Source organism: Paenibacillus sp. FSL R5-0407, from assembly GCF_038009185.1.
GTDB lineage: Bacteria > Bacillota > Bacilli > Paenibacillales > Paenibacillaceae > Fontibacillus > Fontibacillus vini.
Genome location: NZ_JBBPAX010000001.1, coordinates 2737215 through 2749525, shown reverse-complemented (window position 1 = coordinate 2749525; position 12311 = coordinate 2737215). Strand labels below are relative to the sequence as shown.

10 protein-coding genes and 1 pseudogene are annotated in these 12311 nt (G+C 50.5%); 8 read left to right on the top strand and 3 right to left on the bottom strand.

What is annotated here, in order from left to right:
- Positions 1 to 25 precede the first annotated feature (25 nt).
- A complete protein-coding gene (locus NYE70_RS13375) occupies positions 26 to 1666 on the bottom strand; it encodes a GGDEF domain-containing protein (protein ID WP_341046314.1) in 1641 nt (546 codons plus the stop codon).
- A gap of 206 nt (positions 1667 to 1872) precedes the next feature.
- On the opposite strand from NYE70_RS13375, the gene NYE70_RS13370 reads away from it, so the two are divergent.
- Positions 1873 to 3255, top strand: coding sequence for an amino acid permease (locus NYE70_RS13370; RefSeq protein ID WP_445323775.1), 1383 nt, complete (start codon positions 1873 to 1875; stop codon positions 3253 to 3255).
- Here the strand turns inward: NYE70_RS13370 and NYE70_RS13365 are convergent.
- A pseudogene (locus NYE70_RS13365) lies at positions 3252 to 3883 on the bottom strand (LysE family transporter). The gene NYE70_RS13370 and the pseudogene NYE70_RS13365 sit on opposite strands and share 4 nt — an antisense overlap.
- A gap of 172 nt (positions 3884 to 4055) precedes the next feature.
- Between NYE70_RS13365 and NYE70_RS13360 the strand changes: the two are divergent.
- Both NYE70_RS13360 and NYE70_RS13355 read left to right on the top strand, forming a co-directional pair.
- Positions 4056 to 4826, top strand: a complete 771-nt coding sequence (locus NYE70_RS13360; RefSeq protein ID WP_213655817.1) for an MBL fold metallo-hydrolase — start codon at positions 4056 to 4058, stop codon at positions 4824 to 4826.
- Positions 4804 to 5373, top strand: coding sequence for a TetR/AcrR family transcriptional regulator (locus NYE70_RS13355; protein ID WP_213655818.1), 570 nt, complete (start codon positions 4804 to 4806; stop codon positions 5371 to 5373). The genes NYE70_RS13360 and NYE70_RS13355 overlap by 23 nt, the downstream gene beginning before the upstream one ends.
- A 284-nt stretch (positions 5374 to 5657) precedes the next feature.
- Here the strand turns inward: NYE70_RS13355 and NYE70_RS13350 are convergent, their stop codons facing one another.
- Positions 5658 to 6227, bottom strand: coding sequence for a type II toxin-antitoxin system PemK/MazF family toxin (locus NYE70_RS13350; protein ID WP_211024322.1), 570 nt, complete (start codon positions 6225 to 6227; stop codon positions 5658 to 5660).
- 191 nt (positions 6228 to 6418) lie between these two features.
- Here NYE70_RS13350 and NYE70_RS13345 point away from each other — a divergent pair, with 191 nt between their 5' ends.
- The 5 genes from NYE70_RS13345 (at position 6419) to NYE70_RS13325 (ending at position 12294) form a co-directional block, all read left to right on the top strand.
- Positions 6419 to 6676, top strand: a complete 258-nt coding sequence (locus tag NYE70_RS13345) for a YqkE family protein (protein WP_211024323.1) — start codon at positions 6419 to 6421, stop codon at positions 6674 to 6676.
- 100 nt (positions 6677 to 6776) lie between these two features.
- On the top strand, positions 6777 to 8504 hold the full coding sequence (locus tag NYE70_RS13340) for a sensor histidine kinase (RefSeq protein ID WP_211024324.1): 1728 nt from the start codon (positions 6777 to 6779) through the stop codon (positions 8502 to 8504).
- Positions 8482 to 10236 (top strand): response regulator, encoded by a 1755-nt coding sequence (locus NYE70_RS13335; protein ID WP_341047591.1) that lies wholly within the window; start codon positions 8482 to 8484, stop codon positions 10234 to 10236. Before NYE70_RS13340 ends, NYE70_RS13335 begins: the two co-directional genes overlap by 23 nt.
- A 174-nt stretch (positions 10237 to 10410) precedes the next feature.
- Positions 10411 to 11331 carry an ABC transporter permease gene (locus NYE70_RS13330; RefSeq protein ID WP_211024327.1) on the top strand — a complete coding sequence of 307 codons (921 nt, stop codon included), beginning with the start codon at positions 10411 to 10413 and terminating at the stop codon, positions 11329 to 11331.
- Between the two features lie 66 nt (positions 11332 to 11397).
- Complete coding sequence (locus tag NYE70_RS13325) at positions 11398 to 12294, top strand: carbohydrate ABC transporter permease (RefSeq protein WP_244861615.1); 897 nt, start codon at positions 11398 to 11400, stop codon at positions 12292 to 12294.
- Positions 12295 to 12311 lie beyond the last annotated feature (17 nt).

The window sequence follows — 12311 nt, the reverse complement described above, 5'->3', positions numbered from 1 at the left end:
CGGTGACTGCCTCTCTTTTTTTGTTTCATTCCGGCGGCGTTTCGGCAAACGTCACGCGGTTTTTCCCGGCTTGCTTCGAAAGGTAGAGGCAGTCGTCTGCCGCCTGGATAATCTGATTAGGATGGGCGCCGTGATCCGGATAAAAGGCGGCGCCGATACTGCAGCCGATCGTCACCATCTGCAGCTCGATAACGAAAGGCTGGTTTAACAGGGCAATCAGTTCGTTGGCCAGGCGTTCCGTTTCGGTTCGGGCTTCTTCAATGGACGGGGAAGCCGGTGAGATGAACAGGAATTCGTCTCCTCCCAGACGCACCGCAAGTCCTCCGGGTTGCCGGATGGAATCCAGCCGCTGAGCAACCTTTTGCAGCAGCAAATCGCCGGACTGATGTCCCAGTGAATCATTGACGGCTTTAAATCCGTCCAGATCGATATACATAAAGGCAAGCTTGCCCTTGGCGGGATCCATGCCCGGTAATGTGTCTTCGAGGTATTTTTCAAGAGCGACCCGGTTTGGAAGACCGGTAAGCTGGTCGCTGTGTGCAAGAGTCTTCATATTTCCAAGCGCTGATTCGGTCTTGCTTAAAGAATCTACCAGACTGCGCAAGGACGTCGACAGGCTATAAATATCATGGAAGGTCCGGTACTCCGGAATATTTACGTCATCTCCCGCCCTCAATTGATCCGCCGCCTCCGTCAGTCCCCGTATCGGCCTTGAAATCCGCTCCGCCAGCAAGGAGCCGAGGAAAGCGAAGAAAATCGTGGCAATGGCTCCGGCAATAATGAAATAATTTTTGAGATCCTTCAAGGGGGCCAGCGCGACAGCTTCCGGTTGGCGGACAAGTACGGTCCAGCCCAATCCCTCATAATCGAGATAACCATTCCCGTATGAATAGCCGGTGAGATAGCGCTTCCCGTCAGGCCATGTAATCAGGTCCCAGCCGTTACGACCCTCTTGCGCTTGCTTCACGCTGACCAGAGGCAGCGGCTGTCCTACCATCTCCTCCGGTCCGAGGAGAACGGTATTGTCTGATTTGCTGACGATGAATAGTTCGAGACCGCGAAAGTGTTCCAACTGGGGAGTCAGAATCGTCCGCTGTACTTCCTTGGACCATTCCCAGCTCAGGTGGGCGGCAAGTACGCCAATCGGTTGGCCGTCCGCACCTTTTACGGGCGTGCTGATATCGACGAATTGCAGAGGCTCTCCGCTGGGATTCGGGAGCAGCTTGGAGAGCAAGACCGCCTCGTGGACGTCGCCGATGAATTCTCCCTTAATGCCTTCTTTGAAAACCGGGCGCTCCGCAATGTTCTTTCCCTCCAGAATTTTATCTGTTGAAGCTACCACATTGCCTTTGTCATCCAGATAACCGATCCATGAAAAGGAAGGGAAACTTGTTCTCAGCTGTTCAAGCAAATGCCGGATTTCTTCCGGTCTTTCGGGCTGTTTCAATGTCTCCAGGGTGGTGACCAGTTCGATTTCCCCGGAGCGGGCCCACATGAAATGATCCAGTTTGTCGGACATTTGAAAAGCAATGCCCGATAAGGAATGTCCGATTTCGCCTTCGATTTGGCGCGAGGAGTGCCGGCCCATAATGATACTTAATATGGTAACGAGAAGGATGATGAACACTGAAAAAGCTATCATTAGAAAAGTGCGCAGTTTAATCATGAAACCTCCGTAATTCTGTTATGCAGTATGTATTTTAACCAAGCGGTTACGATGCATATAACACGTTTATCGGAAGCTGATCGCCTGGTGGTTATACCTAACATAAAGAGTTATTGGTTTGCTGAATACTTTCAATAAGTTCAAGCATCCTAATTTAAATGGATCTCATTATGAGTTGTAGCAATTAGAGCGAGGAGGAGTTAATCTTGGGCGGGAGGCAAGAGAAGGAACAGAGCGGCGGGAATTTGAAATGGTGGCAGCTTTCCTTGCTGGGTGTGGCATCGACGATCGGAACAGGGTATTTCTTGGGTTCGGGAATCGGAATAACTATGGCCGGACCCTCGATTCTTATAGCCTTTGTTCTTGCTGCACTTGGGACCTATAACGTCTTTGAAGCATTGGCACGCATGACGGCCAAACGCCCGGAGAAAGGATCATTCCGTTCTTACGCCAAGCAGGCGTTCGGGAGATGGGCCGGATTCAGCAGCGGCTGGGTTTACTGGTCCTCTGAACTTCTCATTATGGGCAGCCAGCTTACGGCATTGTCGCTTTTTTCGCGATTCTGGTTTCCCGGGGTGCCGATGTGGGTTTTTGCGACCGGATATGCCTTGCTCGGATTGCTCGTTATTTTTATTGGGAACAAAGGATTCGATTCTGTTGAAAATGTGCTCTCGGTCATCAAGATCGCAGCGATTTTAATGTTTCTCGGAATTGCGGGCGCCGCACTTTTTGGATGGATCCCCGGCGGGGAAGCTCGCGCTTTTCCACGGACGATGGGGCAGATATTCCCTACCGGCGCAATGGGACTATGGGCTGGCTTGATCTTCGCTTTTTATGCATTTGGCGGAATTGAGGTGATGGGGATGATGGCGTTTCGGCTAAAGAAACCGGAGGAAGCTCCGAAAGCCGGGAAAATTATGCTGCTGCTCCTGACAGTCGTTTACGTCTTGTCGATTGGACTCGTTGTGACTTTGATATCGTGGAAATCCATTGTGCCTAAGAAAAGCCCGTTTATCACGGCGTTGGACGGCGTTCATATGCCGTTTATTCCGCATTTGTTCAATGCCGTGCTGATTATCGCCGGCTTCTCTACGATGGTGGCCTCCCTGTATGCGGTCACCATGATGCTGGTAACATTGGCGGAGGATAAAGACGCCCCTCCATTGTTCGCCAAGAAGGCGTTGAAGAAGCGTCCTATGTACGCAATCGGGTTGACGGCCGCCGGCTTAGCCGCTTCCATCATCCTCTCCCTGGCTATGCCGGGCCGGATTTATGAATACATTACGACAGCGGCGGGCCTGCTTTTGTTGTATAACTGGCTGTTTATTTTGCTTACTTCAGGCAAGCTGCTGGAATTGAGCGTGTTCGGACAAGTCAAACGCTATGCAGGTATGGTGCTTATACTACTCGCTGTGTCGGGGACGCTTACCCACGGAACAAGCCGCCCCGGGTTTTGGGGCAGCCTGGCGTTTATCGGCGTGATCGGCGGGGTCACTCTAATCCTGCAGTTCGGAGTATGGAAGAAGCGGAAGTTGGGTGCCAAACGCCGCCGCAAAGCAGTACTAATTCGCAGGCCGCGGCTTGACTAGAGGCGTTCCAATAGCAGCAGAATGGCTTCGTAACCGAAGTACAACCCGAATCCGATTAAGGAAAGCCCTGACAAACGGAGATGGTTCGAATGACGCGGTCGGTTAGAATTTTTCGGAATATGCTCGCGAATCCGGCCATCGTCACATCCCAAAGCAGGACCCCGGCGATGATAGCACAGCTGTTAATGACCAGATCCCTGGCATTTGACGCGGCTGCGGTTTGGGCCAGGACAGAACCGTAAATCCCGAGCCAGAACAAAATGGATAGCGGATTGGACAAAGACATCATGAAACCGGACATAAACGACTTCATTAGCGGCTCGCGGCCTCTCATTTCGCTTAAGCTGAGTTTGCCTGCCTGTTTAAGACTGTCGATTCCGGTATACGTGAGAATGAAAAAGCCGAACAGCCACAGAAAGGATTTCATGAACGGGGTATTCAAAAAGTGAATGACTCCGAAATACACCAGGAGCATATAGATGATATCGGCCGCGATGGCGCCAAGACCTACTAGCCAGGCGGGCAGAAATCCGCCCCGGATACCCTTGTCCAGCTGGGCCGCGTTTACCGGACCGATCGGCGCGGAAAGGGACAAACCGAGAAATACAAAGCCTAGCATACTGTTCAAACGACATACCCCCAAGGAATGATAATGGAATGTAATCCGTGGCATAACTACTTGTACCATCCTATTCGCAAAAGTCCGCTTGTACGACTAAAAAAAGGACTTGTAAAACTAATATCATTAGTTTATTATTTAACTAATACATTTAGTTTGTTGGAGAGGATGATTAATCCATATGAGAATCATTCGAAAAAATCGGCTTATTCAAGTTTCGTTCTTGCCACGGATTTTTCCGGTCAATTGTTATCTGGTGGAAGAGGAGGATGGCGTTACGCTTATAGATGCCGCACTGCCGTACAGTGCGGATGGGATCATACAGGCCGCCGCCAAGACGGCCGGCAAGCCGCTGACGCGGATTGTGCTTACCCATGCCCATGATGATCATGTAGGGGCACTGGATGCAATAAAGGCGAAATATCCGGATATTCCGGTATATATTTCGGCTCGGGACGCGCGTCTGCTCGAAGGGGACGTGACGCTGGATCCATCCGAACCGCAAACCCCGATCCGCGGTGGAGTTCCGAAGAAGGTAGCAACCCGCGCCGATGTACTCTTGGCGGACGGGGATCGGGTCGGCTCCCTGCAGGTGGTGGCTTCGCCGGGGCATACGCCGGGCTCGATATCGCTGCTGGACACCCGCGACGGCGCCTTGGTGGTGGGCGATGCCTTCCAAACCCGGGGAGGAATCGCTGTCAGCGGGATCATACGGCCGTTGTTTCCGTTTCCGGCCATGGCCACCTGGAATGCCGAGACAGCTCTCGAGAGTGCCATAAAGCTGGCAGCCTTAAAGCCGTCGCTGCTTGCGGCAGGCCACGGCAAGATGATCGGAGATCCGGCCGGCGCATTGGCAAAGGCAATTGAACAAGCCGAACGAAAGCTGGGGGTTACTCCCTCCCGAACTAAGGGAGAGGGGGGAGAGAGCTATGTCGCCAAGAGTGGGAATTGATACCGGAGCCGTACTTCGGGCTGCTGTTGAAATCGCGGACGGCAAGGGCGCGGAAGCCGTGACTGTTTCCTCTGTAGCGCAGTATTTGGGGATACGTCCTCCTTCACTATACAACCATGTCAGCGGCATGGACGATTTGCGGAAAATGGTGGCGGCCTATGCGCTTCAACAGCTGCACGACTCGATTGTGGCTTCCGGTGAAGGCAAGCGGGGAGAGGAAGCCATCCGTTCCTTTGCGGACGCTTATCTTGGTTTTGTCAGGGAGCATCCCGGATTATACGAGATTGTCCAGCTTGCCCCGGACCCCGGTGACCGGGAAATCGGGGAGGCCAGCGGCAGGATTGTAGATCTTATCGTGAGCCTTCTCGGAGATTATGATCTTTCGGAGGAAGAAGCGCTGCATACGGTGAGAGGGCTTCGCAGCCTATTCCACGGCTTCGCCTCCCTGGAGGGACAAGGAGGCTTCGGTTTGCCTCTGGATGTGAAAGACAGCCTGGATTTTAATTTGAGCCTTATTTTGAAAGGATTGCGGGGGAAAACTGGTTAAGAATCCGTGCAGCGGGTAATTGGTAACAAAGAGGAATCAAGGCACAACAGTAAACCCCGCCGGGATTCCCAGCGGGGTGAATTTGCCCACGACCGGGGTGGGCGACATATCGTTATAGTTATAGTAAATAGGGTTCAATGAATGGAAAAAGGAGCACAAGGCTCCTCTTAGACTCAATAACACGCGGGCACGTGTGAGTTTATCCACGACGGGGTGGATGACGTAGTATTTAACGAATCATATCTTTGCTACTATACTACCTCGTCGTTAAAGTATTGTCAACCTTAAATGCCGAAGGACCATTTGAGCCGGTTTTCCAGACGGTTGATATCCTCTTCATCCAGGTTCCCCAAATGCTCTTTCAGCCGGACTTTGCTGACGGAAGTGGTCTCTTCCGTTTTAGCTGCGGAATCGAAAGCGAGAAAATCATATTTGCTTTTAAAAAGAAAATAATGGCTTTGAAACCGGGGAATCGGTTTGCCGTCCTTAGTCAGAACCGCCTGTCCCGTTTTTGGAACTGTGCGGATCTTTAAGTTTTTGGTAAGCGGAACGACGAGCACATTACCGGAGGTAGAGTTCACCGTATTGTTCGAGACGATGACTACGGGACGCTCCTCATTTTGCTCGCATCCGATATTTTCGCCGAAATGGCAGAAATGAACGGCTCCGCGAGTCATATTACGCTTCATTTGAGTCTTTTCATGCTCGATCCAATAATGGGCCATCTCGATTTTGAGCGGGAGCCAATTGTTGATTTGCTGTGTTTTTTGCTGCTTCGCGTACTCTATCCGTTTGTTTCGCGTGCGGTTCTCCGGTGCCTGGCCACGTTCAACCTGTTCCCGATCTTTATTCATGAGCTCTCCTCCAAGCTGGCAGTAGTAAACATTTATACCTTTGAATTACACGTATTTACATAGAGATAAAACAAAATTTACGTATTTTTATTAAAATAACGTTCTCCCGCCTATCTCGAATCGTTCTGGTTGCGAGTTGACAACATTTTTTCCTCGTGATAATTTAGGCTTGAAATCGAGGTGAACGAGATATGGCCAAAAGAAAATCCAACCCTGCCCACGCTGCTAAAGCGGAGGATAAACCGGCTACATTGAAGGATCTGCTCGGCAAGGATACGCTTGCCAAACTTAAGGAACAGGCTGCAGAACTCAAGAAGGAAGAGGAGCAGCGGAAGGAAGAGGCACGCGTCAGAGCCGATGAGGCGCGCAAGGCGGAGCAAAAGAGACTGGATAACGATTTTGAGCATCTGCTGAATACGAGCAAGATGGATTGGCATAAATTCAAATAGAAGAACAGCCGGGAGTGACCGGGGCCGCAGCTTCGGAGTTCCCGGTTTTTTTGCGGCTTGATTGTAAGCGCTAACCTATAGAATGAGGAACTAGAAAATCATGAGAAAATACATGCCCTTCACCTATAAAATGCTTGTCCCGTATTTGCTTCTGGTCTTGATTACGGACATGATCATCGGATATATCTCTTATACGATGCTGATTCAGTCCCGGACGGAAATGGCCGAGACGAACGTGCGGACAGGGATGGAACAAGCCCGGAACAATATCCGCTACCAAATGGACGAAATCCAGCGAATGTCGGATACCCTGTTCAGCAGCCTTTCATTTCAGCGGGCTCTTCAAGCCAAAGGGGAGCCTTATCAAATCTATCTGGTTATGCTGGATGAAATCGTCCCCCAAATCACGGCTCCGCTCAAGCTGTTCGGGAATAATATCCGGCTCATGCTCTATACGATGAACGAGGATCTTAACCTCGTATCGGGAGACGACCTCGAAGCACCGATCGAAGGTAGCGATTATTATATTTTACCCCTAGAAGAGATTGAAAACAGAGAATGGTACAGGAAATATAAGGATTCCGAGCTGGACAACATCTGGTTACAAATAGATACCGACCAACGGCTTGGAAATATTTCGCATATTCGCAAGCTGGTATCTTACAGTGATTATAAGACGATAATCGGTTACATTCGCATTACGGTGTCCCTCGATGACCTGTTTGGAAATTTTGCCACGTTTCCGGTTGAGGAAGGGATCACGCTGCGCCTGAACGATAACGCCTCGGGAGGAACGGTGATATATCAAAGGGGAGAAGCGGGCCTTGGAGCCGGTGAAGCCAACTATTTGATCCTGCACGAGCCGATTCCGGGAGCGGATTTTGTTATTGAGACGCTGGTTCCTCATGCTTACCTTACGAAAGATACCGCAAAGCTGCAGAAGTCCATTTTTGCAGTATGTGCCCTTAGTTTTGCGGGCATGTCCCTCATCGGCTCGGTGGTGGCACGAATTTCAGGCAGAAAGATGGCCCGTATCGTCCGGCTGGTCCGTTCTTTCCAGGAGGGCAACTTTCAAAAACGGATCGCCTTTTCGGGAAATGATGAATTCGTGCATATCGCCGAAGCGTTTAACGTGATGGCGGGGAATATCCAAGAGCTGATCAACAGCGTTTATGTTCAAGGGCTCCAGCGGAAGCAGGCGGAGCTTGAAGCGCTGCAGGCGCAGATCAATCCGCATTTTCTGTACAATACGCTGTCAACCATTAGCAGTCTTGCGAATCTGGGCGAAACAAGAAAGGTGACGGACATGGTCCAGGGTCTTTCACGATTCTACAGGCTGACGCTGAATCAGGGCAAAGTGTTCACGCTGCTCGAGCATGAAGTGATGCAGGTGGAGACTTACCTGGATATTCAGCGGGTAAAGTATGCGGACGGATTTAAGGTGTACGTGGATATCGCGGACGATATCAAGCAGGTTCCGGTCATGAAGCTGATTCTCCAGCCGTTTGTGGAAAATATATTCAAGCATGCCTGGTTCGGCGAGTCCATCGCGATCCGGATTACGGGGAGGCGGATCGCAGACGGCATTGAACTGAAAGTAATCGATAACGGAATCGGCATGAAGCCCAAGATTGTCAAGAAACTGCTCTCGGCACCCAGCCTTTCGGGAGGTTATGGGGTTAAAAATGTGGATGAACGGATCAAGCTCCGGTATGGGGAAGAATACGGGATTTCCATTTTCAGCATATACGGGGCAGGAACCACGGTGAGAATACTTCTCCCTGCGGAGGATCCAATCTTAATTGATGAATCCGGCGGGCAAGTATAGGGGAATCGGTGAAAAAGTATGGGTTTTCATTGAAGACCGCCATGTTCAGGCCGGACTCGGTAAGCTATGCTCGAATGGATTGTTTATAGATATCATTTATAAGGTTATTCAAAAAGGAACCAGTCATTGCAACCGGAGGGCGCTGCTTATGAATATTAATATTCTTCTTGTAGATGATGAAGCTGTCGATTTGGAATGGCTGCGGCGGCGCGTGGCCGGGAGTGCGCTTCCATTCCCTCTGCATCTGGTGGGAACGGCCAATAGCGGCTTCAACGCGCTCAAAATATTGGAGCAAGAGAGGGTAGATATCATTTTGTCGGATATCCGGATGCCGATCATGTCGGGTACGGAATTCGCACGGCGGGCCAGGGAAATCCATCCTCAGGTGAAAATAGTCTTCATCAGCGGTCATGAAGATTTCGGGTACGCTAAAAAGGCGATCGAGCTGAACGCATCGGGCTATCTGCTCAAGCCGGTTGAAGACGAGGAACTCCGCAACATGCTGTTATCGCTTTGCGAAGCGGTGGAGCGGGAACGGGAAAGGAACAACTCGGTATCCGCCGTCTGGAGTCTTGTTGGCGAGGAACTGTTGATCCGCTGGTTGAACGATCTTACTCCTGGCAAGCTGGAACCGCATGCCATGGGAATCGTCCATCCGCTGCTTCGCTTCGGAACGGCTGCAGCCATAGTCGAGATCGATGATCTGGAATGGAAAACAAGCGAGTTGACCGAGCAGGAGAGACAAGGACAGGTTCAGCAGCTTACTTTGTTTATCCGCCGCTACGTAGAGGAGAACATGTTGGGCACCTTTTTCAGAAGCCAGCAGACGAGGTGCCTTATATTGTCATCCGTTCCTGAACAGGAATTTCCGGCTCTGCTGGAAGGGCTGATCGAAGCGGTAGGGAAGTCGTTCCCGTTTACTGTGACGGTCGGCATCGGCAAATCGGCGCGGGATGAAGATCAGCTTCGCGAATCCTATCATCAGGCACAAGCTGCCCTGAGCTTCAAATGGCTGCTCGGTAAAAACCAACTCATCCGTTTGGATGTCGCTGAATGGGCCCCTGGCGGACATCTGCCCGCGCCCAGCGTAGACGAGGTCTTGGGACGGATGCTGGGGGCTATCATGGAATACGACCTGGTCGCCGTAGATGACTGTCTGGAAGAGATTTTTGGCCGCCGGGAGCTTCTTTCCCGGAAGAATGAAGTATACGACCTGATTCTCCGCATCACAAACAAACTTCATGCCGATCTGCGCCAAATGGGGGAGAGCCTGCATGAATTGCTAAAGTGGGATACGAACCAGCCGAAGATCCTGTTTCAGTTCGAAACCGTCCATGACATTAAGTCTTGGCTGCGACGCCGATTTTTCGAGTTGTCCGAACTGCTGTATGTTAAGAAACAAAGGCAGAAGCGTAAGCTGATCGAAGAAATCATGGTGTACATCGAACAGAACCTGGAGCAGAAAATCACCTTGAAGGAGGTCGCAGCGCAGTTTGATTTTACCCCGAATTATTTGGGATACCTGTTTAAAGAGGAGACGGGGACGCATTTCAGCGATTACCTGAATGAGCGGAGAACGGCACGGGTTTGCGAGCTCTTGTCCGACCCGACCCTCAAAATTTATGAGATCGCCGAGCGAATGGGCTACAAAAATATTATTTACTTCAACAGACAGTTTAAGCAGACGCTAGGCATGACACCAGGAGAATACCGGAAAAAGAACAAGATATGAGTCTTACGGGCCGGGATTTGCCTTTAAGTGGCAGGTTCCGGTTTTTGCTTGCTCGCAATTTGTTTGGGGATCGTGGAAAATGTATTACTTTTAGTTGGTTCGCTGAATCCACAGTAATGAATCTCCTCTTTTATAATTAGGGAAGAGACAACAAGAGGGGAGAAAAGATGCTAGATGAGAGGGCACGGCTTTTGGAGCGATGTAAAGAAATATAGAACGTTGCTGCTGATGTTAGTTCCGGGCGTATTGTTTTTCCTGCTGTTTGCCTATATTCCGATGGCGGGGATCGTGCTGGCTTTCAAGCAATTCAATTACAGCGGGGGAATTTTCGGAAGTCCCTGGAACGGGATGGACAACTTCAGATTCTTTTTCGAATCGGGGGACGCTTGGCGCGTAACTAGAAATACGGCGCTTTACAACATTGCCTTTATCGTTGTAAACAACCTGCTGCAAATTTTCGCAGCGATTTTGCTGTTTGAGGTCGCGGGCAAATGGTTTCGTAAAATCACCCAAACGGTAATGTTTCTGCCGTACTTTATTTCCTGGGTCGTCGTGGGAGCGATTGCGTACAATTTGTTCAACTACGACGTAGGAACGATTAATGTCCTGCTGAATAAAATCGGCATGGAATCCATCGACATTTACAATACGGCCGCCTATTGGCCGGTGATACTGGTCCTTGTTTCCGCCTGGAAGGCGCTGGGTTACGGCACAATCATGTATCTGGCGGCCATCACCAGCATCGATACGGAAATGTATGAAGCAGCCGAAATCGACGGGGCTAACATTTTTCAACGCATCCGGAAAATTACGATCCCGAACTTAATGCCGACGATCATTATTCTCGTTCTGCTGGCGATCGGCAACATTTTCCGTGGAGACTTCGGGATGTTCTACAACATGGTCGGCAACAATGGCCTGCTGTTCTCTTCGACCGACGTTATTGACACCTTCGTGTTCCGGTCCTTGATTACGTCTAACGAAATCGGGATGTCCGCTGCCGCGGGGTTCTATCAATCCGTTCTCGGGTTTGCAACGATTATGCTCGCCAACTACGCTGTACGCAAATACGACAAAGATCATGCTTTGTTCTGATAAACGGAGGGAACGAATATGAACGCAACGGCAACAACCACCGGCAACTTGGGTCCCGAAGTTCGCATGAAATCCAGGAAGCCGAAACCTAAAGACCGGCTGATTTTGGCGGCCATCGGGTATACGGCTCTAACGATTTTGGCTTTGTTTTGCATCTTTCCGTTTTTATTGGTGATCTCCTCCTCGCTGACGGAGGAAAGCAAGATCATAGAGAACGGCTTTCAACTGATTCCTACCTCTTTTTCCACCGAGGCCTATCAAATTTTGTTCAAATACCCGACGGAGATGCTTAAAGCCTATGGCATAACAATCACGGTCACCGCACTGGGGACGCTGCTAGGGTTGTTTTTGACCTCCATGACCTCCTATGTTTTGGCGAGAAAAGACTTTAAATGGCGCAACAAGTTTTCGTTTTTCTTCTTCTTTACCACGCTGTTCAGCGGCGGGCTGGTGCCTTGGTATCTGCTCATCGTGAACTACCTGCAGCTGAAGGATACGCTGATCGTCCTTATTCTGCCGATGCTGATGAACGTGTTCTATATTATCGTAATGAAATCGTTTATGAGCAGCATTCCCGAAGCGATCATCGAATCGGCGAAGATCGACGGAGCGGGGGACTTCCAGATTTACGTCCGGTTTATCCTGCCTCTGTCCAAACCTGCGCTGGCGACGATCGGCTTGTTTATCGCATTGGCATATTGGAACGATTGGTACAATGCGCTGCTCTTTATTTCAAATTCCGATTTGATGCCGCTGCAGTATTATTTATACCGGCTGCTCGGCAATATGGACGGTATGCGCAAAGCGATGATGGCCTCGGGAGCCGTAGTGAATATCAACCTGCCGACCGAGAGCCTGAAAATGGCGATGACCATCGTGGCTACAGGGCCGATTTTGCTGGCGTATCCGTTTATCCAGCGATATTTCGTGCAGGGTCTTACCATTGGAGCCGTGAAAGGATGACCACAGGGAAACCTGGT

What these genes read in the sequence shown, in the direction of transcription:
- NYE70_RS13335 (WP_341047591.1), top strand. Translation starts at nt 8,482, where the DNA reads ATGAATCCGGCGGGCAAGTATAGGGGAATCGGTGAAAAAGTATGGGTT.
- NYE70_RS13350 (WP_211024322.1), bottom strand. Translation starts at nt 6,227, where the DNA reads ATGAATAAAGATCGGGAACAGGTTGAACGTGGCCAGGCACCGGAGAAC.
- NYE70_RS13345 (WP_211024323.1), top strand. Translation starts at nt 6,419, where the DNA reads ATGGCCAAAAGAAAATCCAACCCTGCCCACGCTGCTAAAGCGGAGGAT.
- NYE70_RS13355 (WP_213655818.1), top strand. Translation starts at nt 4,804, where the DNA reads ATGTCGCCAAGAGTGGGAATTGATACCGGAGCCGTACTTCGGGCTGCT.
- NYE70_RS13340 (WP_211024324.1), top strand. Translation starts at nt 6,777, where the DNA reads ATGAGAAAATACATGCCCTTCACCTATAAAATGCTTGTCCCGTATTTG.
- NYE70_RS13325 (WP_244861615.1), top strand. Translation starts at nt 11,398, where the DNA reads ATGAAATCCAGGAAGCCGAAACCTAAAGACCGGCTGATTTTGGCGGCC.
- NYE70_RS13375 (WP_341046314.1), bottom strand. Translation starts at nt 1,666, where the DNA reads ATGATTAAACTGCGCACTTTTCTAATGATAGCTTTTTCAGTGTTCATC.
- NYE70_RS13330 (WP_211024327.1), top strand. Translation starts at nt 10,411, where the DNA reads ATGAGAGGGCACGGCTTTTGGAGCGATGTAAAGAAATATAGAACGTTG.
- NYE70_RS13360 (WP_213655817.1), top strand. Translation starts at nt 4,056, where the DNA reads ATGAGAATCATTCGAAAAAATCGGCTTATTCAAGTTTCGTTCTTGCCA.